General features: G+C 57.5%; 19 protein-coding genes and 1 tRNA gene. 15 read left to right on the top strand and 5 right to left on the bottom strand.

The window, feature by feature from the left end:
- The 5 genes from VGL38_04010 to VGL38_03990 form a co-directional block, all read right to left on the bottom strand.
- Positions 1-786 (bottom strand): ABC transporter permease, encoded by a 786-nt coding sequence (locus tag VGL38_04010; GenBank protein ID HEY3294576.1) that lies wholly within the window; start codon positions 784-786, stop codon positions 1-3.
- 28 nt (positions 787-814) lie between these two features.
- On the bottom strand, positions 815-4,000 hold the full coding sequence (locus VGL38_04005) for a hypothetical protein (GenBank protein HEY3294575.1): 3,186 nt from the start codon (positions 3,998-4,000) through the stop codon (positions 815-817).
- Positions 4,001-4,196: 196 nt separating this feature from the next.
- Positions 4,197-4,763, bottom strand: a complete 567-nt coding sequence (locus VGL38_04000) for a response regulator (protein ID HEY3294574.1) — start codon at positions 4,761-4,763, stop codon at positions 4,197-4,199.
- A gap of 129 nt (positions 4,764-4,892) precedes the next feature.
- Positions 4,893-5,069, bottom strand: a complete 177-nt coding sequence (locus VGL38_03995; GenBank protein ID HEY3294573.1) for a twin-arginine translocase TatA/TatE family subunit — start codon at positions 5,067-5,069, stop codon at positions 4,893-4,895.
- Positions 5,070-5,223: 154 nt separating this feature from the next.
- Positions 5,224-7,785 carry an endonuclease/exonuclease/phosphatase family protein gene (locus tag VGL38_03990; GenBank protein HEY3294572.1) on the bottom strand — a complete coding sequence of 854 codons (2,562 nt, stop codon included), beginning with the start codon at positions 7,783-7,785 and terminating at the stop codon, positions 5,224-5,226.
- Between the two features lie 281 nt (positions 7,786-8,066).
- On the opposite strand from VGL38_03990, the gene VGL38_03985 reads away from it, so the two are divergent.
- From VGL38_03985 to VGL38_03915, 15 genes are all read left to right on the top strand, one after another.
- Positions 8,067-8,534: an Hsp20/alpha crystallin family protein gene (locus VGL38_03985; GenBank protein ID HEY3294571.1), complete on the top strand. Its 468-nt coding sequence runs from the start codon at positions 8,067-8,069 to the stop codon at positions 8,532-8,534.
- Complete coding sequence (gene lon / locus VGL38_03980) at positions 8,531-10,948, top strand: endopeptidase La (protein ID HEY3294570.1); 2,418 nt, start codon at positions 8,531-8,533, stop codon at positions 10,946-10,948. The genes VGL38_03985 and lon overlap by 4 nt, the downstream gene beginning before the upstream one ends.
- A complete protein-coding gene (locus VGL38_03975; protein HEY3294569.1) occupies positions 10,945-11,622 on the top strand; it encodes a ComF family protein in 678 nt (225 codons plus the stop codon). The genes lon and VGL38_03975 overlap by 4 nt, the downstream gene beginning before the upstream one ends.
- Positions 11,623-11,655: 33 nt before the next feature.
- Positions 11,656-15,942, top strand: coding sequence for a S8 family serine peptidase (locus VGL38_03970; GenBank protein HEY3294568.1), 4,287 nt, complete (start codon positions 11,656-11,658; stop codon positions 15,940-15,942).
- Entirely contained in the window at positions 15,939-16,571 is a 633-nt protein-coding gene (gene coaE / locus VGL38_03965; GenBank protein HEY3294567.1) for a dephospho-CoA kinase, read from the top strand. Before VGL38_03970 ends, coaE begins: the two co-directional genes overlap by 4 nt.
- Positions 16,561-18,435: a S9 family peptidase gene (locus VGL38_03960; protein HEY3294566.1), complete on the top strand. Its 1,875-nt coding sequence runs from the start codon at positions 16,561-16,563 to the stop codon at positions 18,433-18,435. Before coaE ends, VGL38_03960 begins: the two co-directional genes overlap by 11 nt.
- Positions 18,436-18,543: 108 nt before the next feature.
- Positions 18,544-18,615, top strand: a tRNA-Gly gene (locus VGL38_03955).
- 237 nt (positions 18,616-18,852) lie between these two features.
- Positions 18,853-20,337 (top strand): hypothetical protein, encoded by a 1,485-nt coding sequence (locus VGL38_03950; protein ID HEY3294565.1) that lies wholly within the window; start codon positions 18,853-18,855, stop codon positions 20,335-20,337.
- Positions 20,338-20,795: 458 nt separating this feature from the next.
- Positions 20,796-21,677 carry a hypothetical protein gene (locus VGL38_03945; protein HEY3294564.1) on the top strand — a complete coding sequence of 294 codons (882 nt, stop codon included), beginning with the start codon at positions 20,796-20,798 and terminating at the stop codon, positions 21,675-21,677.
- On the top strand, positions 21,674-23,113 hold the full coding sequence (locus VGL38_03940; GenBank protein HEY3294563.1) for a replicative DNA helicase: 1,440 nt from the start codon (positions 21,674-21,676) through the stop codon (positions 23,111-23,113). Before VGL38_03945 ends, VGL38_03940 begins: the two co-directional genes overlap by 4 nt.
- Before the next feature lie 22 nt (positions 23,114-23,135).
- Complete coding sequence (locus tag VGL38_03935) at positions 23,136-23,447, top strand: hypothetical protein (protein HEY3294562.1); 312 nt, start codon at positions 23,136-23,138, stop codon at positions 23,445-23,447.
- Positions 23,448-23,462: 15 nt separating this feature from the next.
- The gene (locus VGL38_03930; GenBank protein ID HEY3294561.1) at positions 23,463-23,834 is read left to right on the top strand and encodes a helix-turn-helix domain-containing protein; all 372 of its coding nucleotides are present in this window, start codon (positions 23,463-23,465) and stop codon (positions 23,832-23,834) included.
- Between the two features lie 409 nt (positions 23,835-24,243).
- Complete coding sequence (locus VGL38_03925; protein HEY3294560.1) at positions 24,244-24,777, top strand: hypothetical protein; 534 nt, start codon at positions 24,244-24,246, stop codon at positions 24,775-24,777.
- 140 nt (positions 24,778-24,917) lie between these two features.
- The gene (locus VGL38_03920) at positions 24,918-25,277 is read left to right on the top strand and encodes a hypothetical protein (GenBank protein ID HEY3294559.1); all 360 of its coding nucleotides are present in this window, start codon (positions 24,918-24,920) and stop codon (positions 25,275-25,277) included.
- A 365-nt stretch (positions 25,278-25,642) separates the two neighbouring features.
- Entirely contained in the window at positions 25,643-26,398 is a 756-nt protein-coding gene (locus VGL38_03915; protein HEY3294558.1) for a hypothetical protein, read from the top strand.
- Positions 26,399-26,474 lie beyond the last annotated feature (76 nt).

The raw sequence follows: 26,474 nt of genomic DNA, 5'->3' as shown, positions 1-26,474 counted from the left end.
TTAGAAGAGGATAAGAGCTAATGTAAAGTCTAACACCAGAATCGTCAGGCATGCCCAGACGAACGCCTTGATTGTCGCCTGTCCCACGCCTTCCGCGCCACCCTCGGTGCGGAAACCAACATAACAGCCGATCATGGCGGAGCTAAGTCCGAAAAGCAGGGCCTTCAACAGACCGGAAAAGACGTCGAAGATTAGAAAGAAATTCGGGATCAGACCCCAGAACTGCTGGGACGTCATCGACAGAAAGACCGTGAGCACGAAGAACGCGCCGAACATCGCCACTGTTACGGCCTGAATCACCAGCATCGGCATCATCACGGTCATCGCCGCAATGCGCGGCACGGCCAGAAAACGGACGCTGGAGATGGCCATGGATTCGAGGGCATCGATCTGTTCGGTGACCTTCATCGTGCCAATCTCGGCGGCGATGGACGCGGAGACACGTCCGGCAATGACCAGGGCGGTCAGCACCGGACCCAACTCCAGCATCACTGCCTTAAAGGTAGCCGGACCGATCAGATCATACGGTGCAAAGCCCTGAAGCTGGTAATGCCCCTGCCATCCGGCTACGGCTCCGGTGAAGACACCCACCACAATGACGAGGGGCAGGCTGTCTACTCCCAGCGTGACACACTCCTGAAAGAACAGGTCCCTGTCGGCGAGGATTCCCCGCATTTCGCGGAAGACTCTGGCCATGAGGATGCCAAACCGCCCCATCTCGCGGAAAAAGCTGATGGTGCCACGGCCAACAAAGGCTATTGCGCGTCCGGGAAGAGTGAGAGCCATAAGGTACTGCCGTCGAAGTTAATCGAACTTAATACTCCGAACCGAGAGAGAAGAAATAACGCGGCTTGGATACACTTGTACCGTCGGTTGACCATGCGAGATCCCAATGCAGGATAAACATACCCAAATTGGCTCGCATTCCCAAACCAAAGGCCGCCTGCGGATCCTTCAAAACGCGCTTGCCGTTGGCGCCAACGGCTGTGAGTTTGAACGCGTCATCCTGCCACGCGGCTCCAATATCCGTAAATACCGCGCCGCGAATGTCGTAAAAGGCTACCGGCAAGGGATAACGCATCTGCATCTGTTCAATCAGCGGGAATCGGAGTTCCTGGTTCACCAGGAAGAAGCGGTTCCCGGTGTGGGCCTTCTCAAAGTAGTTCGCGCCGCGGTACGGTGTGACAAAACTCGAGAAGTAGAAGGCATCGATGTCGTCCGGAACCCGGCTGTTCTCATAACGGGTATTCAGCCAGTTGGATACACCGCCCAGATAGAAGCTCTGGGGATTCGGTCCGCCGGAGAGTCCTGCCGTAATCCGTGACGCCAGCGAGAAATCCTTGTTAAGCCGGAAGTAATCCCGAACGTCGCCTTTCACCGTATAGAACTGAGCGTAGGGGTAGCTATTTCCCGGAGTGTTGCTCCCGAGAGCCGGGCTGGCCGACAGCGAAAACCGGTAACGGCTGCCGTTCACTGGACCCGTTGAGCCCCACAATACTGTATCATGGATGTACGAAAGCGACGGCACCACGGCCCGGCGGCGGTGATCAAACAGATAGTCGTTCGCCGGATCATCGAACTTCGACCGGTCAATCGCCAGGGCGTTCACGTCGAGATCGGCCCGCGAATACTTGGAGATAGGATAGGACGCATTCAGATTAAGCTGAATGGTTTGATCTTTCAGATTCCCGGCGTCAAGATAATACACATACCGGTAGAATCCAATCCCGTAATTAATCCGGTGCGGCAAATACAGGTATTGCAGCGAGAAATTCGTGTTGTCCAGATTCTTCAGGTCATAATACAAATCGGTCGTGACATACAACAACTGATTTCCCATCACATCGGAAAGCAGAAGCTGGCCGGTACCCTGAGCCCCGAGAAACGAGCTGTAAGCCGCATTGGCATAGAAGAAGTCCGGCGAGAACTTCGTCTTGTATTTCTTGCTGAAGAAGCCGCCGCCGTCCCGCCGCGTCGTATTGACCGTTGACGTGAGCGCCGTATCGCCGAGAGCGTGACCGCCGATCCGTTCAGGATCCTGTGTGCCGCGCTCGGCAAAGACATGATGCGCGACTCCTTGCTTCCCACCGGCCGGAATGGTCACCGAATCCGAACCCGTCACCGTGCGTCCGCCCAGACCGGCTACCGCTGTGGAATCCTGTCCGTTTTGCGGTTCGGGCGACCCATGCTGCCGGAAATTCGTCGGTTTCAGGGTCAACCCCGGAAGCTCCGGCGCGTTCTTAATCAGATAGACGTCGTAGCCGCCTTCCTGCAGCGACGTGAACACCATCCGCTGTGTGCGGGCCGAGTAACTGGGTTGGGTGCATCCCGTCAGACAGTTGGTAACTGCCACCGATTCGCCGGTCGCCAAGTCACGCCGGTACAGGTTGGGAATGCCATTGGCGTCGGACACATAGATCAGGAACTTGCCGTCCGCGGTATAAGTTGGGGTGCGCTCGCTGTACGGTGTGTTGGTCAGCCGCTGTGCCAGCGAATCACCGAGGGCCATCGAGTACAGATGGGAGTGGTGATAATCCAGCGTCCACATCTTCACCGTCGAATCATAGCGGCAAGTTCGCAGAGAGTCTTCTCGATCCGAGGAAAACACAAGGCTCTTCGAGTCTGGCGACCATGCCGGATCGTCATCCGAGAACACGTCATGGGTGACCTGAGCCAGCGAATTGCTGCTCAGATCATAATAGTAGAGGTCCGATGCGCCAGCCTTCATTCCGACGAAAGCTATCTTATTGCCATCGGGCGACCAGGTGGGGTTGAACACTCCATCCATGTCGAACCGCAGCGTACGCGAGATCTTGTGCCGCTTGACATCGAGAATATTCACCGCGTCCGTTTTGCCGGCCTTGGAGGCAAAGGTGATGAACTTGCCGTCGGGCGACCAGGAGATCCGCGCGTCCAGCCATTTGAGCTGCTCAAATCCTTCGCTGCGCTCTCCCTGTAGAAGCCGCGTGAAGTGACCGTTATCGATGTTCATCAGCCAAATATCGAAGAAACCCGTACGATCCGACAACAGCGCGATCTGTGTACCGTCCGGCGAGATCGCGGAGCCGTTGTTTACAAAATTACGCCATTCCCGGTGATCCGTCATCCGCTCGGCAAAATCACCGGGCCGCTTCAAATCGGCAATCGTCGGCCAATAGAGGCTGCGCAGCCAGTTCTGCCACTCGCGGTTGAACTCCTTCATATCCACGCCCACCGAACTCTTCAGAGCCCGGTTGACATCGCGTGCCGACTTCACCTTGCCGATAAACTCGCTGACCTTTTCCGGTCCGTACTTCCGGTCCATATAGTAAAATACGGACTGGCCGCCCTTGTATGCCAAATATCCGCCCAGGAAATCTATTGGCGGCAGGTAGCCGGAAATGGTGGCGTCACGCATGAACATATCGGCTTCCACGTCCCAGCCGCCGCGTGATTCATACTCGGCCAGACCTTCGGTGAACCACAAGGGAACGTTGGACGTGGCCACACCGGTCAGAATCGACTGGAAGCCTGTCCCGTAGAACATACGCATGTTCACGGCGTGAGTCAACTCATGATGAATCACATGGCGGAAGGATTCATAGTTGCCCGTAAACGGAATCACGACGCGATTCTTCATGAACTCGGTGAATCCGCCCACCGACTCTTCGGGAATTTCTGACGAGACGTTGGTCTGTTCGAACCCGTTATGCGAACGGTAGGTAACGATCGTCACCCGGCCTTCCAGCCGGTAGTTGAAACTGTTTTCCACCTTCCTCAGAGAGGCCTCCGCCGTCTCCGCACAGAACTCGGCGATACGCTCGGCACCCGGAGCAAAGTACACATCGAAGTGCTCCGACTGAATAAATCGCCAGTCAAACGTGTCGTATTGGACCTTGTTCTTGCCAAAACCATCGCCAAAGTCTTGGCCATGTGCGTAACCGGTCAGAACCAATCCGAACAGAAAGACGGAGATAAGGCGCATCACGCGGTTCAGGGTGCTGGGGGTGGAGTGGGACAATCGCTAATCCTTGTTGTGGGGGTGTTGAGGGAGGCTTTCCGGTGAGGTGTAACCAGCAAGTCCGTGATAAATCCGCAACTTATCCTGACCCAAGCTGGAATATTTGAGTGAGTACGCCCCGAAGCAGTGCTTCAGGGCGTCATCCACATGGAGAAAGGGCTCATCTTCAAGACTGGTAGTCCGTAAAATCACCTGCTCAGGATGGACCGAGTACCTCCTCGACCATCGCGAGCAACTCTTCGGTTTTGATGGGTTTTGTAAGGTAGTTGTAGGCACCTTCCTTGATCACCTGCACCGTGTCCTCAATCTTCGGATAGCCCGTAAGAATGACCACGGTGGCCTGCGGATCGACCGCACGGATCTCACGGAACACATCGATTCCGCTCTTCCCGCGCAATTTGACATCAAGGAAAGTAAGTGCCGGGGCCTTGTCCGCATGAAGCCGGACGGCCTCGTCGCCCGTAGTTGCCGTCAGAACCTCGTGTCCGGCAGCATGCAGAAGGTCTGCCATGACCTGGAGGATCATTGTATCGTCATCTACCACCAAGACAGTACGTGAACGAGGGCCAGTCTCAGCAAGCCTCTGCTTTTCAATGTTTACTTTGATCTCTTCAAGATTATGCAGATCGTACAAGCGCCATCCACGCCAGTCCCTGCGGACCTTTGTGATTAGCCCTTCACGTTCCCACTTGAACAAAGTAGATTTCGAGATCTGGAGTTGCTCACAGACCTCCTTGGAGGAATAGAATTTTCCGTCGCTCATGACCAATTTCGTTGTGGACATCGTGACTATATTAACTATAGTGCAATATACATTGTCCGCAGCCCAAAGTCAAGTTACTCTGCCTATTCAGGTCGCTTTTTTGTCCCCGTGACCCGAATCAGACTTCAGCTACGGCTTGTCATTGCCCTTTGTGTCGTCTTTCTTGCTATCTTCGCCGCGAAGTCCTTCCTTGAACTCCCGGGTGCCTTGTCCTAACCCGCGCATCAGTTCAGGGATCTTCTTCCCACCAAAAAGTAGCAATATTATGGCCACAATGAGTACTATCTCAACCCAACCGAGACGCATGGCCTGCCCCACTAAAAGTAACGCTTATTCTAAATTTAGCAATTTCGGCTCATTGAAGCAAGCAAAACATAATTGCCCCGCCCGCGTCGGAAATCGCACAATCCGGCAAAATCGACCGTCCCACGGGCATTTCATGGGTGACCACGAAGCAACACTACGGCGTTGAGGAGGAGACGACGAGGTAGAAGGCCTTAGCTTGAGTCGCGATATCCTCAGGCACAACGAATGTGGTATCGGAAACCGTTCCCAAATGCTGGGCGGTTCCGAAATCCACCGATAAAGACCTGTAAATTTTGTAATAAGCAGATCCTGCTGAACTCCAGCTCAAGCACACGTCATTGTTTTGCCGGGAAATAACCAACTGCACCGGACTCTCCGTCCAACCCTGAATACGGATCATTCGGTTGCCCCGGCGGCTGTTTGCGTGGGTACCATCCTCTGCGTACCAATGGCTGTCACACGCATCAAATACAAAAGACCGGTTTGCAAGGGTTGAGGAGGTATCCAGACCGAATGCCTCCACTCCGGCTGCCGTGTTCTGAACCGCAACGTAGAAGTCGGAGTTGAAGACGAGAGGCGGCAGAGAATCATCTTGCAGCACGATCCTTGCATTTTGAGCGCCCGGAGAGGGGAATCCGCCAACCACATTTCCGATGGAGCCCCGCACGACCTCCCGGAGCAGCGTGCCCGGTGTTCCGTTCGGGCCATCCGCTGCCCAGACGCGAATCTTCAGCGGCGTATGGGAGGAATCGGGGTGGAAGGCTGCAATGGAAACATCCGCGTCGCACAGGACAAAGGGCGTCCGCGCCGGTGAGAATTTTACCGCCCAGGCCACGCTGTCAGCCGCGGACCAGTTGAACATTTCCGCAGTGCCATCATCGTAAGCGAGAGCAAGACCACAGGCAGGAGCCACGGAGAGGGCGAAGGTTGCGGTTGACGTGGCCTGATTTTCACTGTCCATCGCGCGGATGAAGTAAATCCAGCGTCCAGTGCTGAGTGAAGGGGCCGCCGAATACTCATCGGTGTAACCGGTCGCATTCATTGTCAGGGAATCGAACAGCGCACTTTCCGCCCGGCGATAGAACAGTTTCGCCGAGAGTCCCGGCATATCATCTGTCACAAGCGCGGTAAAGACCACCGATCCCGGCTCGGCATCGCCATGCCTGTCATGCATCACCACGGGTGGAGCAGTCGGCGCAATCACAAAATCCGCGTTGGATGTGTCGCCTATGGAAGGTTGGCTGATACTGTAGATGCGGACCCGGGCATGCGTCGCAGCGGGCGAGGAAATTGTCCACGGTTCCGATCCGTCGTTCACCGCGCTGCCATAGAGAATTTCCCAGTTGGCGGATGGATAACTGCGGTTCAGTTCGATCCGTACATTTCCCGAAATTCCGCTACTGCTCCAAGCCAGCGTATGCGTCTGTCCCACGGTCCATGACTCGCCGCCATTGGGTGCCTGAACCGTAATCGTTGGCGTCTGTATGGCAAAATTGGCGTCGGATACATCATTGACAGCAGGCTGAGCATCGGACACAATTTGAATTCTGGCTGTGGCTGTCGCCGGTGAGGTCACCGTCCATGCCTGTGTTCCGGAGTTGGACACGCCGCTGAAGAGTGTCTCCCAAGTGCCTGCCGGATAGCTGCGGTTCAGCTTCAGGGTGACTGTTCCCGTCAGATTCTGACTGGTCCACGTCAAATTGTGCGCACTGCCTGTCAGCCAAGCTTCACCGCCGTTGGGCGAGACCAAGGTGACCACAGCGGCAGAAGCGACCTGCCGCCGGACATCAAGGTAAACCGGAAGGTGATCTGTCGCGGTGTAGAGCGCGTTGGCAATACTGTCCGGCACCGCGCTGTTCGGTGGGCTGTTGATGCTCTGGTTAAAATGGTTTCCGTCGTTGCCGTATTCGGTGTAGCTTCCCGTCACATACTCCCATCCCGGCAGCGCTTGAAAGGCATAGGACAACAGCAGGAAATCAAACCGGTCGTCGAGGCCGCCTTCACTTAGCCTCGTGGACTGAGTGTGAACATTGACGAACCCTGATCCGTCATGCCAGTCACCGGACACGTTGAGCGGATCATAGAGACGGCCAATGTTGTTGGTGCGCGAGCCGGTGAAATTCTGAAAGGCGGGTTCCGTACTGGTATAGAGGTTGAAGTCTCCCGCCGCGATGAAATGGCCGGGAGCGAGACCGTTCAGATACGTCCGCAGAGTCTCCGCTTCCGCGCCGCGGGCCGACTCGTAGCCCTGAGACGCTTTGAGATGGGCGGAGTAGATCTGAATATCCAGCGTGTCCACGCTAACGCCGGCCGGACGCAGCCTGTACCCGTTAATGTCTCGCAGTGCTGTATGCAAGACCGTCTGCGGACCGATGAAACTGAACTTCGCAGTCTTGAAAAACATCGCGTTGTCTGTGTCCGGGCCATCGTTGAACGGCGCCGAACTGTAGGTGTTCGGACGGCCCGCGTTCAGCACATTGCTGAGAAAGCCGGCTTCCGAAGTCGCATACAGCATTTCCTGCACGACAATGATGTCCGGGTCAATCGCCCTCAGGATTTTGCGGAATTCCGGATTGCGGGAGGCCGTATCCGAACTCGAACTGGAATAATTCAGAGCATTGTAGGTGGCAATCCGGACGGTTTCGTAGGTCTGCGCCACCGCCACATTCCATCCCATCACTACAGTCATCACCAGAACGCTAAACCAACTCTTCATCGTAAATCCTATCACCTGATGCAATCTGTTTCACCACAAGTCCTGACCCGCCACTCGATTCGTCACGGTGTATCCATACCAATTTAGCAAGAATCCGGCCGCAAATCAAGCTGTCGAACACCCAACTCCAAATTTTACTTGATCTTTATCAAGCTTCTGTGTATATTTCCAGGGTGATGTACAGGGTTCATTATGTCAGAAATGACTTGCTCTTACGCGGGAAGCCCCGCCTCGAAAACGCGCCGCCAAATGGGCCGGTTTATGATTAGGGAGCCACGGATATGATAAAGTCCGAAGACCCGTCCTCCGACGGCATTCAGTTTGCCGGGAAGCGGAGCACCCATTCCCAATACCATTTCTTCCAATTCTACAGCAGCCAGCACGCCGTACTGACCGCCGGGACCGGCTGGTTTCCGCCGGTGGATCTGTACGAAACGCCGACGGAATTCGTGCTTGAGGTCAACCTCGCCGGGATCGCTCCCGAGCAGGTGCGTCTGTCCTTCGAAGGCAGCTTGCTGCATATTACCGGGCAGCGCGACGAACTCGGCGAGCCCGGCGTTCGCTGCTATCATATCATGGAAATTGAACGCGGCGCGTTCGCTCGCACGCTGGAACTTCCGTCAGCCGTCGACGGAACCACCGCCAGGGCGGTCTTCCATGATGGCCTTCTTCTTGTACATGTCCAGAAAAAAGAAGGTGGACAAATTCACGGCTGCTTTTCCGCAGACTCCATGGAGGGACTCGAATGACGTTACCCGTTGACGCAGTAGACCGCCCGGCCGATACGGTTGAAGCCGACGGCGGCGAAGGCACACTGCATATCCCGGATATTTTGCCGGCCATGGTGATCAATGATGTGATCATTTTCCCAAACACCATTGCGCCACTTGTCGTCACTGCCGAGCCCATCGTCCGCCTGATTAACGATGCTCTGACCGGCTCCAAGATGCTGGCCGCTTTCGCGCGCATCGCCGAGCCCAAGTCCGACAAGCCGGAAGACCAGTTCTACCGCACCGGCAGCGCGGTGCAGATCCTCAAGATGTTCCGCGTTCCCGACGGTTCGTTGCGCCTGCTTGTGCAGGGACTGGTGCGCGTCGAGCAGACTCGCATCGTGGAAACCGATCCGTACCTGCGGGTCGAGGTCAACGTGTTGCCGATGGACCGGGGCCGCACGATCAAGGTCGAAGCTCTGATGAAGCGGATCGTCGAAGACTTCACGAAGCTTGCCGAGATCAGCCAGACCATCCCCGAGGAAGTGAAGATCGCGGTATACAACATCAGCGATCCGGGCGCGCTGGCGGACATCGTCGCATCCAATCTGAATATTCCCCTCGACCGCAAGCAGGAGATCCTCGAAGCCAATAATCTCGAAACCCGTCTGAACCTCGTGGCAACGCAGATTGCCCGCGAAGTCAAGCTGGTTCAGTTGGGGTCGGAGATTCAATCGCGCGTCGAGAACGAAATGGCGCACGGCCAGCGCGAATACTACTTGCGCGAGCAGTTGAAGGCCATCCGCAAGGAACTCGGTGAAGATACCGAAGGCGCCGCGGAAGTGGCTGATCTGGAGCAGCGCATCAAGGCCGCCGAAATGCCGGTGCAGGCTCTCGATGCCGCCACCAAGGAACTGGACCGCATGCGGCGCATGTCTCCAGCCTCCGCCGAATACACGGTCTCTCGGACCTACATCGAATGGCTGGTTTCACTGCCGTGGCGCAAGCACACGGACGAGGAGTTGGACGTCGAAAAGGCCGCTCTGGTGCTGAACCGCGATCATTACGGCCTCGAAGAGGTCAAGAATCGCATTCTTGAATTCCTCGTGGTGCGCAAGCTGCGTCCGACCGGCAAGGGTCCGATCCTCTGTTTCGTCGGCCCTCCCGGAGTAGGGAAGACGTCCCTCGGCAAATCGATTGCCGTGGCGCTCAACCGCGAATTTGTGCGTCTGAGTCTGGGCGGCGTGCGCGATGAAGCGGAAATTCGCGGTCATCGCCGCACGTACGTCGGCGCCATGCCGGGCCGCATCATGCAGTCTATCCGCCGCGTGGCGGTCAACAATCCGGTCATCATGCTCGACGAGATCGACAAACTCGGCGCGGACTTCCGCGGCGATCCCGCTTCGGCGCTGCTCGAGGTGCTCGATCCCGCTCAAAATTCGACCTTCGCCGACCACTACATCGACGTGGAGTTCGATCTCTCCAAGGTTTTCTTCATTACTACGGCCAATGACAGGTCTCTGATTCCCGGGCCGCTGCGGGACCGCATGGAGATCATCGAGATCTCCAGTTACATTACCAGTGAAAAGGTGCAGATTGCCAGGCATTATCTGGTGCCCCGGCAGGTTGAAGAAACCGGGCTCAAGAAATCCAATATTACCTTTACGGACAAGGGCATCGAAGCCATTATTCAGGGATATACCCGTGAAGCTGGGGTGCGCCGTCTCGAGCAGCAGATCGCATCGGTCTGCCGCAAGGTGGCGCGCGACGTCGTGGCCGGCAAAAACGTCAAGGTGACCATCACCGAGAAGACGGTGCCGGAATATCTCGGCATTCCGCAATTTCTCGAAGATACCGTGCATAATCTTCCCGGCGTGGGCGTTGCGCTGGGGCTCGGCTGGACTCCCGTCGGTGGAGATGTGCTGGTGATCGAGTCGACATGGATGCCCGGCGCCAAGCAATTACAGGTTACCGGACAACTCGGCGATGTTATGAAAGAATCCGCGCAGATTGCACTGTCCTATTTGCGTGCTCATGCCGAGAAGTATCACGTCGCCCCCGAAGAGTTTGCGCGCCACGATATTCATATTCATGTCCCTGCCGGCGCGACTCCCAAGGACGGACCTTCCGCGGGCATCACTCTGGCGACATCGCTCGCGTCGCTCTTTACCAATCGCCCGGTCAAACATGATTTGGCGATGACGGGGGAGATTACGCTCTCGGGCCGCGTACTGCCGATTGGCGGACTGCGCGAAAAGGTTGTGGCCGCCAACCGCTACGGCATCAAGACGGTGATTGTACCCCGCGCTAACGAGAAAGACCTGAACAACGTTCCGGACTATGTGAAGAAGGCCATGACCTTTTTGTTCGTGAGCAACGTCGATGAAGTTCTCGAGTACGCGCTGGTGCCTGTAAAGAATGGCCGGGCCAACAATGGCCGCAACAAATCGTGAACCTCGTCCTCCCGCATCCCCGCACCTGGCCCATCTGGGATGTGGTGTTTCCGCCTCTATGCGCGGTGTGCGGCGAGGCACTGGAACAGCCGGCGATCCTGTTTTGTGCGCGGTGCTGGACCAATGCGCCCGTGGCTGACCTGCGCGACCTGCACAAACTCTACCACATAGACCGCACCGCCTGCGGTTACCGCTTCGCCGCGATGGATGTCGTCAAGGCATCCGTGCACGCGCTGAAATACGAGGGAGTCAAGCCACTGGCCGCCATCATGGCGCAGAAGCTGGTGTCACGTCTCCCCATCCGTTTTGTGCAGGCGGATCTGACCTGGGTCGAGGTGCCTTTGCATTGGCGGCGGCATCTGACCCGCGGTTTTAACCAAAGCCGCCTGCTTGCCTGTGAGTTGGCTCGCGCGACCGGTCACGACATGCCTGTGTCGCTGCTGCGCCGTTCGCGCCACACGCCCACGCAAACCGCGCGCAACTTTCGAGACCGTTCCGCCAATGTCAAAGGCGCGTTCGAACTCCGGCGCGGGGTCCCCATTCCCAAAGCTGTTCTGTTGATTGACGATGTGATCACCACCGGCGCAACCGTGAACGAGTGTGCGCGCACACTTAAGGACGCGGGTGTCGAATGGGTGGGAGCATTGTCCTTCGCTCTCGCGCATCAGTCGTGATCTGCCGGATCCTTTCCCCTAAACAAGGTGACTATGCAGACCAATCCCCCGGACTTCCATCACCGCTCCGTCTTCTCCAATCCCTCTCCCGCGCGTTCTATTCCCCTCTTGTTGATCCTGCTCGCGTTGTGCCTGTTCTGTGGCGCAGCGTTCGCCGAATCTGTCCCCGGCGAACTGATGATCAAGCTGCGGCATGTTCCGGCGCGGACCGGCCTGGATCAGGTGACTCGCTCCGGCGTTTCTGCGGTGGATCATCTGCTCGAGACTCAGAGCGCCACGCTGACGCAGCCGCTGGCTCCGTTTGCCCGCCGCTTTGCCTCGACGGCTCCGCTGGTACTGCTGCGCACGGATCCCATGCTGAATCTCGACTCCCTTCAGGCTCTGATCAGCGCCGATCCCGAGGTCGAATGGACCTCTCCCAATCATCTGTTTCGGACGGAAGACGCTCACCTCGATGACGGTCTGACTCCCAATGACAGCCTGTTCTCACAGGAGTGGTGGCTTAGCCGAATCTCGGCGACCACGGCGTGGGAACTCACGCGCGGCGATACGAATATCGTCATCGGTATCATCGACACGGGCGTCGACTATTTGCATCCCGATCTTCGACCCAACATGTGGCGGAATTGGGCGGAGCTGAATGGCCTTCCCGGCGTGGATGACGACGGCAACGGCTTCGTGGACGATTCCATCGGTTATGATTTTGTCGATTCGCCTGCGCTGCCCTCGTCGGGCGACCATCTGGTTCGTGATCCCGACCCGATGGATGATATGGGCCACGGCACGTTCGTGGCGGGCATTGCCGCTGCTGCCACCGATAACGGTTCCTGCATCGCCTCCGTCGGCTACAACTGCCGCTTCATGATTTTGCGCGCCGGCAATCACGATGGTTTCCTCGAAGAAGATGATATTGCCGCCGCGCTGCTCTATGCCGCTCAAATGGGCGCGCGGGTTGTCAATATGAGTTTCGGCGACGTGGTGGCGTCACCGCTGCTGCGCGAAACCGTCCAGATCGTGTCTCAGGCGGGTGTGACGCTGGTGGCGTCGGCGGGCAACCTGCACGTGGATGAGATCCATTACCCGGCAGGTTATCCGGAGGTGATTGCCGTTGGTGCATCGGACCAGATCGATCACCGCGCCAGCTTCTCGAACTACGGACCTTGGCTGACCATCATGGCCCCCGGCGTCAACATGGTCTCGACCCTTCTGGGCGGAGAATGCGGACCCTGGCTATCCTCTGCGGGTACCAGCTATGCCGCCCCGCAGGTGTGCGGTGTCGCCGCGTTGATGCTCTCGGTCAATCCCCAGCTCACGCCCAACGACATCAAACAGATTTTGCGGTCTACGGCGGATGATCTGCGCCCAGCGGGCTGGGACCCCGAGACGGCCAGCGGCCGCGTCAATGCCCGCCGCGCCGTGGAGCAGGCGGCCTTCAGCTCGGAAGTCGTCGCCCGTATTACGTCCCCGCGCACCGACGACGGTCTGCGGGCGGACTTTGTGGTACGTGGCGAGGCCTGGGGATCGGCTTTCTCCTATTGGGATCTGTATGCCGGGCTCGGGGAAGATCCGGCGGACTGGACGCAGATTTCCACAGGCGCCGTCCGTGTGCATGGCGACTCGCTTGGACGCGTCCAACTCCCGGCTGTGGACACCGTCATGACACTGCGGCTGTCCACCTTTGGCACCGATGGTGCCGTGTCGGTAGACTGCGCCCATCTGTTCATTCAGCACAATGGGCCGCGCATCGACTCGGTTCGGATCCGCCGCATGCTGGATTACGATACTTATGGCGACCTGGTTCAAGTCTGGGTCAACGAGATGACCGGCGCCAGTTTGCTGCTGACCAATACGCAGGGCGATTCGGTGCGTGAAGATTTCGGCTACGTCAGCAAGGACCACGCGGTCGTACTCTCGCAGCGCGAACATCCCGGCGTATGGCGCGTGCGTGTGCGCGTCACCAACACGGCGGGAATTGCCGCCGATTCCGATCTGTACACCTTCGAGGTCCATGAGCCTCCGTTCAGTTCCAATCTCTGGACGCGCACCGACACCGACAAAGGCCACGGCTATATGGCGCCGTTCACGACCGATTTCAATTGCAACGGTCGCCCCGAAATCTGGGATCTGCCCATCAGAGAAAACAATACCGTTCGCTTCATGTACGCCTTCGAATGGAATGGCCAGGCCTTTGCCGACACGCTGGCGATTTACGGCGCCTATATTCCGCAGGCTGTCGGCGACGCCGATCAGGATGGACTCAAGGAAATCATGGGACGCTATTCGTCCACCACGACCCGTATCTGGGAGCAATCCGATTCCTGCGGTCCCTTCAACACTACCGTCTTTGAGGATTCGACCGGATTTGTCGGCGCGGGCTTTCTCGATCTCGATTCCACCGACGGCCACGGCGAGATCATCGGCCGGCAGTTTGTAGGGAATAGAGACGGCTATGTGATCTACTCTGTGGGAGCCGGTTATGCCTTGACACCGGTGGATACACTTCCCAATCGCACCACGGGCTCCAACGCTTTGGGCTCGCCCAAAGTCCTGATCGGCGATCTGGACAGCGACGGCCAACTTGATTTCCTCTATGGCGATTATGACGGCGACATCATTTTCTGCGAGAAGACCGCCACAGGTATCGAGCAGAAATGGAGCAAACGGCTGCCGCTTGAAGATGCCGTGTCCTGGTATGCGTCCGGCGATCTTGACGGCGACGGGCGGCCGGAGTTCGTGTCTGGCTGCCGCTCGGCGGATATCGGCGGATCCGAGAGCCAGACCCGCAGCCTGCACTGGGAATATTTCATTTTCCATCGCGTCGCGGACGACAGTTTTGCCGTCGTGGATTCGGTGCTGATTCAGGGCAATGCTCCCGTCAGCGAGCATCCGGCATCGGTCACTGTGGCGGATGTGGACGGCGATGGCCGTGCCGAGATTCTGATTTCTGCTTTCCCCGATTACTACATCATCAAGCGCGACGCCGTCTCCGGCCGCTATCTCCCGGTGTGGTATGAATCCCCCTCCGAGGCCAACACTTCTCTGGTGGTAGATTGGGACGGTGACGGGATCAACGAGATTTTCGGATCCAACGGCACGCATCTGGAGCGCATCCAGTATGCCGCCGGAACGACCCAGCGCCCGCATCCTCCGCTCAGTTTCACGGGCGAACCGCTCGGCGTTCAATCCATCCGCCTGGCGTGGAGCCACTCTGCTGATGCCGACAGCTACCGCGTTTACCGCGCACTGGCCGCGCCCGATTTTGCGCCTATTGTTACCACGCAGGATACGGCCATTACGCTGACCGCGGATTCGAATGTTACCTATACCTATGCGGTGGCCGGCGTCAACGCGAGCTTTGCCAATCCACTCAGCGTCTTGTCGCCCTACGTTCAGGTTACAGCCCACCGCCCGGCCAGCGCCAACGATACGGCGCGCTTTATCGCTCCGCATTTTGTCGAGTTGCGGTTCTCGTCTCCGCTCGGCCCGTCTGCCCAGCATCAGTGGGCCTACCATCTGGCGGAAGACGGCCGCATGCCCGCCGTGGTTTCGCCGGGGGAAAATGGCCGCACCGTCCACCTCACCTTTGATGGAAACTTCTCCAATGGCTGGCACGTAATGAGGCTGAACGGGCTCTATGACGCTCTTGGCGCCGCATTACCGGCGGCGGATTCCATCGTTGTTTTCGAGGTCCGCCAGATCACGCTGGACGTTCCCCATGTGCTCACCCATCGCGTGCTGGGCACGTCGCCTTCCAGCACGGTACTGATCGCCTTCTCCGAACCCATGTCGGCGTCCGCCACGGATGCATCGCATTATCATCTCGCCTACGAAAACGACATCACTGCGCTGCACAATGTGTTGAGCGTAGAGGCCTTGGCGTTCAGCCGCGACAGCGTGATCGTGCATCTCGATCCCCGGTACCCGGTGGGCGCGCTGGGAGTTTCCGCCCGCCTGCTGATACGGGGCGTTACCAATGATTCCGGAACAGCCCTCGACACCAGTGGCGGCCAGGCCGACCTCGTACTGCAAGGTCCTGCGGGTTCACTGGACAATGCCTACGTCTTCCCCAATCCTTATAAGGGCGCGGGTGCGGGCGGTGCGCAAGGGGTTCTGTTTGCGGCCCTGCCCGTACAGGCGACCATTCGCGTGTTCACCTTGCATGGCACTCTGGTCCGCAAGATCGAGCACAGCAATTCCACAGGCGCTTCCCGCTGGGATTTGGCGAATGACCACGGCGATCCCGTCGCCGGCGGCGTCTACCTGTACACCATCGAAAGTGATGGCAAGACCGTGCGCGGCAAACTTGCGGTTCTCAGGTGAAGGCTCCCTTTCTCATTGGTCTGACCGGGGGCATCGGTTCCGGAAAATCCACCGTCGCTTCCCAGTTGCAGTCCCTTGGCGCCGAGGTGGTTTCGGGCGATGAACTTGGACGACAGGCGCTGGAGACCACGCCGGCGCTGCTGGCCGAGATTCGTGTGCGTTTCGGCGATGACGTGTTCGATCAGGACGGCACGCTTCGCCGCAGGATGTTGGGTGATAAGGTGTTCGCCAATCCGGAGCATGCCCACTGGCTGACTCACAGGACCTTTCCCATCATCCATCGGCTATGGCGCGAGGCCGTGGCGCGTTCCGCCGCCGATGTCGTGGTGCTGGATGCCGCGCTGATCTTCGAATGGGATATTGCCGAGGAATTTGACCTGCTGCTGATTGTGCTGGCCGACAGAAATCTCGTGGCGCACCGGATGCAAGCTGGTGGCCGCCTGTCTGCACCGGAAATCGAGGCGCGTCTTGCCTTACAGATTCCCCCGCAGGACAAGGCGCGCCGTGCCGATGTTGTGCTGGTGAATGACGGTTCCTTAGATGAGTTTCTCGAAAAGGTGCGTGAGTTTTGGACCAAGCGTGTGTTGCCGGAACTTGAACAACGGAGAGAACGGGTAAATGGTTCGTAGCGTTAAGTCGTTGGCCATGGCCGCTCTGATGGTGCTGGCCGTCTTTTGCGGACGTGCTGCTGCTGAAGACTATTCTCTGATGCAGTATCTGAACATTCAGTATGCCCGTTCGGGCAGCTTCAATCCGGAAGGCACTGAAGTTATTTACGTGAGCAATATCACCGGCGTGCCGCAGATCTGGCGGCAGTCGGCTTTCGGCGGCTATCAGGTGCAGGTAACCTTCGACACCAACGGCGTGAGCGGCGGCTGGTGGTCGCCCAGCGACGTTAATCTGATGGTGGTTTCGGCAGCCGTGGGGGGCAACGAACGCACGCAGCTTTACCTCACCAACCCGTACGGCGGGGCTTGGAACCGTGTTTCTGCCGATGATAAAGCGATCTATTCCTTCGGCGCATGGTCCACGGACGGCTCGCGTTTCGCCTATTCCACCAACTCTCGCAATAAGACGGACTTTGACGTCTACGAATACACACCGGCGGTCGCGCAGTCCTTCCTCTTGTATCAGGGCACGGGCCAGAACTCCGCGGTGGAGTATTCTCCCGATCATCGCTATCTGCTCATCGTGTGCGAGACCTCAGCAGCCAATACCGACCTGTTGCTTTTCGACCGCGAGAGCCACAAGACGCGGCAATTGACTAAACATGATGGCGATGAACTCTACGCCAATCCGCAATGGGACTCTGACGGCAAAGGCTTCTATCTGCTATGTGACAAGGGTCGCGACTTCACCGGACTGGCTTACTGGCCGCTGGACAGTGCCGGTTTCCGCTGGGTGGAGACTCCTGACGCGGACATTGAGCAATTCGATGTCTCCCGCAACGGCGCATACCTTGCTTGGACCGTCAATGATAACGGCTACTCGCGTTTCCATTTCCGCAACCTGACTAAAGAGAAGAGTGTTGACGTTGGACCCAATCGCACCCCGGAAGGCGTGATTTCCGGCATGCGGTTTTCCAACGACAGCAGGATGATGATTTTCACCTTCGGCTCGGGTAATCGCAACTCCGATCTGTGGGTTTACGAATCCCTCGAGAACCGTTTGCATCAGCTAACCTTCAGCGCCTCCGGCGGCATTCCCCAATCCGCCTTCCGCGCTCCTGAACTGGTGCAGTTTGAGAGCTTCGACGGCAAGAAGATCCCCGCGCTCTGGTACACTCCCGAAGGCGCGAAGGGCAAGATGCCCGTTATTGTCTCGATTCATGGCGGTCCCGAAGGGCAGGCCCGGCCCATGCTCTCCGGTCTGTTCCAGTATTACCTTAGCCGTGGTTATGCCATTCTCGAGCCCAATGTGCGCGGGTCCACCGGGTACGGCAAGAGCTATCTGGCAGCCGACAATATCTCCCACCGCATGGAGGCGGTTCAGGATGTTGAATATGCCGCGCGCTGGTTAAAGGCCCGCAAGGACGTGGATGGCAAAAAGCTTGTTATCTTTGGCGGCAGCTATGGTGGCTTCATGGTGCTGTCTTCGCTGACTACCTATCCCGATACCTGGTCCGCCGGTGTCAGTATCGTGGGTATCGCTAATTTTGTCACCTTCCTGCAGAACACCGGCGCCTACCGCCGTGCGTTGCGTGAAGTGGAATACGGCAGTCTTGCCAGGGACAGCAGTTTTCTGGTCGACATTTCGCCCATTACTCACGTGGACAAGATCAAGGCTCCCCTGTTTCTGATCCAGGGCGCCAATGATCCCCGCGTGCCCAAAGGAGAGGCCGACCAGATGGCCGCCGCTATCAAGGCCAGAGGCGGGGTGGTCCAGTACCTGCTCTTCGAGGATGAAGGCCACGGTTTGACCAAGACCCGCAACCGGATCATCGCCTATTCCCAGGTCGCCGATTTCCTCGACAAGTACGTCACCAAGAAGTGATCTACGGCAGCGGGGATGCTCTTCCGATCTTCGTTTTTCGCTCTTTCGCTTTTTGTATCCCCTCTTGACTTTCTGAGGCACCCTTATTACCTTTGGCTAAGGTGCCCTGCGGATGTAACTCAATGGTAGAGTGTCAGCTTCCCAAGCTGGAGGTTGCGGGTTCGAGTCCCGTCATCCGCTCCGACGTAAGCCTCAAGCAAAAACAGCCTCTTACTGGGCTGTTTTTCTGCATATGGGTCGATTGTGCAAGTCTAATGAATCGGGCTAATTCTCCCTGATTCTCGGCCCGTAGAAAAAATGGTAGAACTTAGACGTCTAACGATTTGACGTGCGGCAGCCGTACCGCTGAGGACTGCGGCTCCGGGCAGATTGGACACCTACCCGGGACGAAGATACCAAACCAATTCGGGCGAATGTATGAAGAATCATCCGCAGCTTCGATACGCGCAGACGGTGCACTTGGAGCCAGGTTACGAGGCGGCACTGAGGGATCTGCTGGATGGCGGTTTCCCATTGATACGTCTCGATGACATGGCGAAATTGCTCTCAGGATTCCTGATCTTCCAACTACGCAACCGAGACATCTTACAAGAGAAAGGATTGCGCGGCTCCATCTTCTACCCATGCGATTATCTGGACAATCACCTTGCCAACCTATACCCGACGCGCCTTCCATGTTCGGTTGAGGTGGACATGGGCGGACAAACAAGCATCCGGTACCAGTGGAGAGAAGTTGTCGCAAGCGGCACAGTGCTTTCGAATATCAGGCACGACTCGCGAAGGCTAAGCTATACCCGCGAACCTGACATGGGCGCAGTCTCAACGTGGCCGTTCTGCGAAGGCCTACTTGAAAGCCTTGCGGTCACGGGCACTGACAAGGATGCTTCAAGGGTCAGTTTTGTTCGCGGTGGCGACGCAGATCGGATTGAATCCTCCCGTGAAAAACTATTTGAAGTCAAAAGGTCAATTTTGGAGGAGGTGTATCAGGCACTGTTGCGGAAGGACGCGTTCCCCCTGTTCGGCCGCTGCATGGCGATTCTGCGGGATCACGAGATGCAGAAGGAGGACATTGATTTCTACATGCAGGTCGAATTGCTTTACGACCGCGCAGTACGCAACAACCCGAAGGCGAGCGCTGGTGTTGATCTACGCCCTGGCGGGCTGTGTTCGCTTCTTGATTTCGTATCCATTATGGACACGGTGCTGAACAATGTCGAGATCGGTGACATTTGGGAGAAACTGGCGCGTGTGTGGAGATTTGTAGGCGGTGATGGGACCTTCGAAGTGTCACTTGAATGGCCTTTTGACAGGTTTGTCGCCTCGGCGGGCTTCGAAGCGGCGACCTTGTTCGGTGCGGTATGTGAGTCCGTTCGGTTGAAGTCCCTGCGTACATTTGCCGACGGAGTTGAATCCACGAATTTTTCTTCGCGGATACAGGTCAATGTGTATACTGACCCCGGCAACCTGTCAGATCTGATGCGGGCATTTGAGAGATCCGCCGGTTCACTTGCAGATCTGGCGACGTGTGCTAAGGGGCGGGAGATTACGGTCAGCGTGTCACAGGAAACCTCCTCAGAAAACACTCCCCTTGGACCACGAAGCCCGGGGCTGTATTGGTCTGGTAACTGCTCGGCGGTGAACTGGATTCGACAGGACGGCACCCAACCGGATATTTGGGAACCGTTCTCAAATGAGCAGGCGGCGGCGATGAGGATTCTGCGCGCAGCTCTTGATAATGGATCCCTTTTCGTGAGTGGGGACTACATCATTGAACAGACGGGGACGAAAAAGAAAGGCATGAAAGAACTGTTTCGGGGCCACCCAGCATGGAAAACGCTCCTAAAAGGGGGCGAAGCGATTGAAGGACGGAACAAAAAGGGGCAGTATTACCTCGATCCCTGATTTTCCCGCAAATTACCCCCCTGCATACCCCTTTGCGTCCTGCGCCATCTACTACATTGTTGTAAGTCGGTCGGGGAACCGAACAGACACAGAAGGTAGGTGGCCGGGACAGCCATAATCATACAGGTTTCTCCAGTTCGCCCGAACTGGTCCGCCCCGTGAAGTGCATGTCCAGGCCTTCACGGGGCATTTTTATGTACCGAAAGGACGACCATGGAAGGGCAGACGGTTCCAGATGTTGAGAAGTTAGTGGTGGAAGGCCAGAGGCTCAGGTTGAAGTGGAGCGCGGAACGGAGGCACTATCTCCGCAAGGCTGAATCAGAACCGGACCGGCGCGACTACTGGCAAGGCGCGGCTCTGGCGCTAACCAAGTGCCGAGGTGAGCTGATGGTGTCGCTTAGGAACGCGGGAATTGAAACAAGCGACGATCGGCCGGCGCAGCCAAAGCAGGAGGCCGCATGAGCAGCGGCGGGGGAGAAACCCAGAAGAAGAAGGGCAGGCCGCGAGTTGAGTCTATTCCACGGTTCAACGTAGATACATTCCTCTGTTGCAACCGCAAGTTCCTTACTTTCTCGTGTTTGTCGGGTTGCGACGATCGCGCAGCATGGACCCACATAGTCCGGTACTTCAATTTCGTGAACGCCAATTGTGCCATGAACGCCCAGCTTGATGAGCGGGACATCGCTCCCCTCGCGAGGTTCTGTTGGTGGGAACGGGAACCGGAGGAATTCTACCGATTGCTCAAGGCCAGTGGGTTCCTGCATGAGGACGGAACGGTTCACGAGCAGGACGTCCATCAACCTTTGGCTGCCGAAATCAAACGGAAGCGGGCCGAGAGTCGGGGTGGTGAAGGTAAATGGGCGACTTCCGGCGCATTAGGGGCGGAAGAAATGGCCCTCAACGGACAGAATTCCTCTAACTATGAACCTATAACCTATAACCAAAAACCTGGTGGAAACACCGCTGACATCCCTGCCCAAGTAGTCGAGATCCTGAGCCGAATCGGACACCGCACCGGGATCAAAGCTTACCAAGAGGTCACCTTAGACGATTGGAGTACCGACATCATGCGCGAAGGCCAGCGGATCGGGTTTCAGTGCATGCTCCGGCAAGCCGAGCGGTTTGAGCAGTGGTTTATAGGTAGAGTAGAAGCCAAGAAGATCAATCCCGACAAGAACCATGTTCCCCGCACTCGATTCCTGAACAACTGGCTCGGCAACACGAAACCGGAGCACTGGACCACCGGCGACGGGCCGGAAGGCACACCTGCACCAAGCCTGGAACAACCTGAGCGGATCTATCAGGGCGACGTGCGCCTTGCCATCGGAGATGATGTATGACGCCTCCCCTCAAAACCCCGCCTCACTCCCTCGAACTGGAACGTGACCTATTGGGCGCTCTGATGCTGGATGAGAGTCAGTTTCGCGCTGTGTTAGACATCATCGAAGACTCCGCCGCGTTCTATAAGCTGGCGCACGGCATGATTTTCGACGCCATACTGGCGCTGCACCACCGCCAAGACCCCGTTGAAATGCGAACGGTTGCTGAGCAACTCAAGGCATCGGCGCAACTGGAAGAAGTGGGCGGACCGCTCTACCTCGCTGAATTGTGCGAAGGCCTACCCAGCGCCGCCAATGTGTTGCACTATGCCAGAGCGGTGCGTGAGAAATCGCTGTTACGCAATGTGATTGCAATCGGGAGCGACGTGGCGAGGGCAGCGTATACGCCAGGTGCCAAGCCCGAAGCCATAGCAGCGGACGTGCTCACGCGGATCCGCGAGATACAAACCGTCTCGATCCAAGGGAATCTGATTTCCCAAAAGGAGGCCAGTCACCGGACCTATGAGGATCTGATGCGCCGGCACCTCGGAAGCCCGGCGGACGCTATTTATTCTGGGTTCCCTCAAATGGACAGCTTCATCGGCGAGTTTGAACCGGGGCAGTTGTATGTGCTCGGCGCGCGGCCATCGAACGGCAAGACCGCCCTCGCGATGAACATAGCCAAGCGGCAGGCGCAGCGCGGCAAGCGCATCTTTGTGCAATCCTTGGAAATGCCGGTCGAACAGATCACACAGCGGCTCGTGGCCGATGAAACCAACATCCCACTCAACCGCCTCCGCCAGCGAAACGAGGCTCTGTGGAAGTCGGAGCAGGAGAAGATTCTCCGGGCATTCGACGAGTTGCAAGACTTACCCATTCTTTACGATGATCGGCCCGGAAGCATCGAGAAAGTGTGCGCGGCATCCGAGCGAGCAGTCCGTGACGGTGGCGCACAACTGTTGATTCTTGACCATCTGGCGCTCATTCAGCGATCTAAGGGCTACGTCAAGGGATACGAGCATATTACCCTGTGCTCCAACCACCTGAAGGCTCTGGCTAAGGAATTGAACTGTCCGCTCCTCTGCCTCGCGCAGCTTAACCGATCATCTGAAGGCCGCGATACCCACCCCCGGCCGCAACTGAGCGATTTGCGCGACTCGGAAGCAATAGAGCAGGATGCAGACGTCGTAATGCTCATCTACCGCCCAGAGCTATACACAAAGCGCTTGAAGGAGAGCGATAAGACTGTCACCATTTACGGACAACCGCGAAGCATAGCGGGAATGGCCGAGGTGATCGTGGCAAAAAATCGCCAGGGTGATACCGGCTCATTCTGGCTGAACTTCGAGCGGCAGTTTACCCGCTTTACCTCTATCGGCGCGGATTCAATTCCCGCACCGGCGGCGCATTCCTACCCACCGGAATCGGAAGAAGACACGGAAGACCTCCCGTTCTAAGCGCGGAGAACCTCAAGATCCCATGGCAAAACGAAAACCACAAGACCAGATCGAGCGCGACGCCCTTCACGCTGTCATCTCCGGACGGTCCATTCCAGCCGCGCTCATCTCCGGCGCGCGCTGGCTGGATAATCGCCACCGTCACCTCTGGCGCGCACTGAGCGACTTATCCGCCCAACGGGTTGCACCCACACTGGACAACATCATGCAGCAGCTTTCAAAGGCCAGTGCCCGCGATGGCATGCCGAGCCGCGCATATGTCCAAAGCATCATCACCGGCGAACCGGAACCGACAGACCTCCCGCCTCTGGACTTCGAAGAATTGCCGTTCTAACCCCTATCGGAACCCTTGAACCTGTCACCGTATACAGCAGCGGAAGTAGCTCAAAAGCTTGGTGTCAAACCCGCGTGGGTGTTGGCGCACCGTCACCTGTTTGTATGGTTGACGATTCCAGGGCGAGGCGTGCACGGCGAAGAGTATAGATTTGAGCGTTGGTCCGTGGACGGGTTTATGCAGCAGCGGATAGACCGCGCGCGCGCCGCCAAAGCGGACCCCAGCCTCGCGGAGTCGATTTCCGAAATCACAGCGGCGGTCATGGCCGACGCCAAGCCCTTTGTCAGAAGCGCGGACCCCGTCGAGATCGACACTGACGAGGACGATCCGCCCACGCGCCGGCGAGGAAGGCGGCGGCGGATTGGGCAGGAGAGCGCGGAGGCTTGACGCAGCGCGTCAACGCCCTAAGTTCCCGGTGATCATTCGAAATGAGGGATACCAGGCAACAACATCGCAGGGCAACCGCCCTACCGGATCGCGCGGTGCGGCGCAATAACCGAGAAGATAAGGAGTTAACATGGGACAAGGCAGCGAATCCGGAAAGAAAGAAACCGGAACCATCACGTTCACCACGCAAAGCGAATTCAGGGCAGCGGTACTCGGACTGTTGAGGAGTGATCCTGACTTCCACCTTGCGGTGCAGCAAGTGGTGAGGCGCAATCCGCAGCCAGGGGCTCGGCGCGGACTTCATCAGGAGGTATTGAGTGGTCCCCCCAATGTCATACAGCGCGGAGGAAGCAAGCTCTTCGTAGCGCGCAACCGTGCGGGGCAAGCAGACACCTCCCACGAGATGGTTATGGTTGTCGGCAATCAGGCTTTCGCCGTTACCGTCACACCATGGGAAGAAGGGCAACCCAAGCTAATCTCAGGCAGCACGGGCATCGGGAATCTGGTGCAGCACAGTTACGACGGAAGTCCACTCGATGAACCGGTTATCATCAGCAGCACGAGTTACACGACCCTTTCCGACCTGACGACCACCGTAACCACGAGCGGCGGAAAAGCATTGCGTGTGCAGGCTACGTTAGAGATTGAAAGCAGTGCGGCGGACAAAGTGAGTGTGTTTCTGCGTGCGGGCATAACATCGATCACCGACGCCAGTTATCATTGGGTGGGTGAAGAGCAGGAGTTCAGCGTCCAGGGAGGGCCGCACTTCTACGATGTACTCCTAACCACGCCCGAGCACCTTCCGGGCGGAAGATACATGATCACTGTCCAAGGAGGTGTCAAAGACAGTGGCACTTCTGTCACGGTCCGATCTGGCCGGTCAGTGGTGACGGAGGTCGTGCCTGACCGAGTAGAACGGCAACGACGTCCCCCACTCGTATAGGTTACACCCTACACTCCGAGCCGACCATGCCAATTGTTCAAAACCCGGTTTTCCCGCTAACGCCCTTCCTGCATATCTACATTGAAGCAGCACCACCGTCGCGCGGGAACGCCACGAGGTCGCGGCAGAGGATCGCTTTCATGAAGGAGGTCGCGATTCACGCGCGAACCAACTGCCCACTCCACACGGACATCGAAATCGCCGCCATGGTGAAAGCCGGCACGCGCACGCTGCGGAGATGGATCTCGCAAGACTCTGCCTTTGCAGCGTCGTGGTACTTTGCCAAGCATCAACAGATGATTATCTTAGGCCTATTGCGCGTGAAAATCGAGATTGAGCGCCAATTGGCAGGGCGCAGGGGCGACGCCAGAGATCCGAGAGCGTGGGTAATTGATAAGTATTTGCAGAAACATGGAGTGGACTGGGTTGACGCGGCGAATGGCACGTACCTCGTAAAAGCATTCAAGCGATACCATTCGCGGCACTCTTCGCGCGCGTGAAACAATTGCCGAGCAGCCTGAATAGAGGGAGACAGGCGACGAGCGGAGCGCTCTGCCTACGGTTGTCAGACACAGGTGAATCTCCAAACAGCATAGCAGATGACTGCTAAGAGGTACATAACTCTGTAGATGGGAGACGCTTGACTTTTGCCAATTACTGCCGTATATTGGTGTATAAGACAAGTGTTATTGTGTTTGAGTTTTGTCCATAAAGACGCCCGGCCAGTGTTACGAGCACCGACCAGGCCGAGGCCAACCGAGGGTTAGGTATCAACCCCCGACAGACAGCGGATAATATACGAAATCGGCACCTCCGTTGTCAACCGGTCAGTTGCGCTAACCCTCTCCAACCCAAGGAGAGGATTATGTCGAAGGTAACCGTAGGGACTCCCGGCGATTTCACCGTGGAGCAGACCCCCAAGGCGTTGCTTGCCGCTTTGTTCGGCGCGACGCTTGATGTTCAGGTGAATGGCGAAACTGGCTACAATCAACCGGACGATTTTGACCAGTTGCGTCAACTTGGGTTCAAGCTCAGAATCGGCGTGCAGTGGACAGCGGAAGTGGTTCGGGCGGACGGCAAGCCGTGGCGCGTGGAATGTACTGAGCAGACGCGTGCGGCGCAGAGCCTCCGGGTGACAGGCGACGACGTGGACGGATTGCTTACCACGATTGCCAAAGGCACGATCCACGCGCTCAGTTACCCCGGAAACAACCGGTACGGGGAGACCCCGACCGCGTTCGCATTTGCGGGAGACATGGAAGGCGCTGCGTTCATATGGGCAGAAAGCGCCGAGGGAGCCGTAGTTGTTGAAGTGGACGATAACATAGAGACGCTTGCGGATCTGGCGCGGCGTTACGGGCTGGAGTTCGCGCTGGAGTACCACTTCCCCGAAGTAGCCCGCAAGGGCCGGCCGTACCCGCCCAAGGTGCAGGAATTCATTGAACGGTTCACGGCAAAGGAGCGGGAAAAGGCCGAACGTGAGGCCGAAGAGCAGGCCAAGATTCCCGCCGAGGTGCGCGCTCGATTGCTGCCCGGCGAACGCATCACGCATTTTCACGACCTCGGATCGGGAGCGTATGCCTACGCTACAGAAAGCGGATCGCCGAAGAAGCGTAAGTAGTACCCACCGCGACGGATTGACCTTAACGGGTCAGGGCACACGCTCTGGCCCGTCTCTTTACCTGAACCCGACACCG

Source organism: bacterium (genome assembly GCA_036504735.1).
Classification (GTDB): domain Bacteria; phylum Electryoneota; class RPQS01; order RPQS01; family RPQS01; genus DASXUQ01.
Note: the sequence above shows the minus strand (reverse complement) of the source record. Positions and strands in the feature narration are given on the sequence as shown.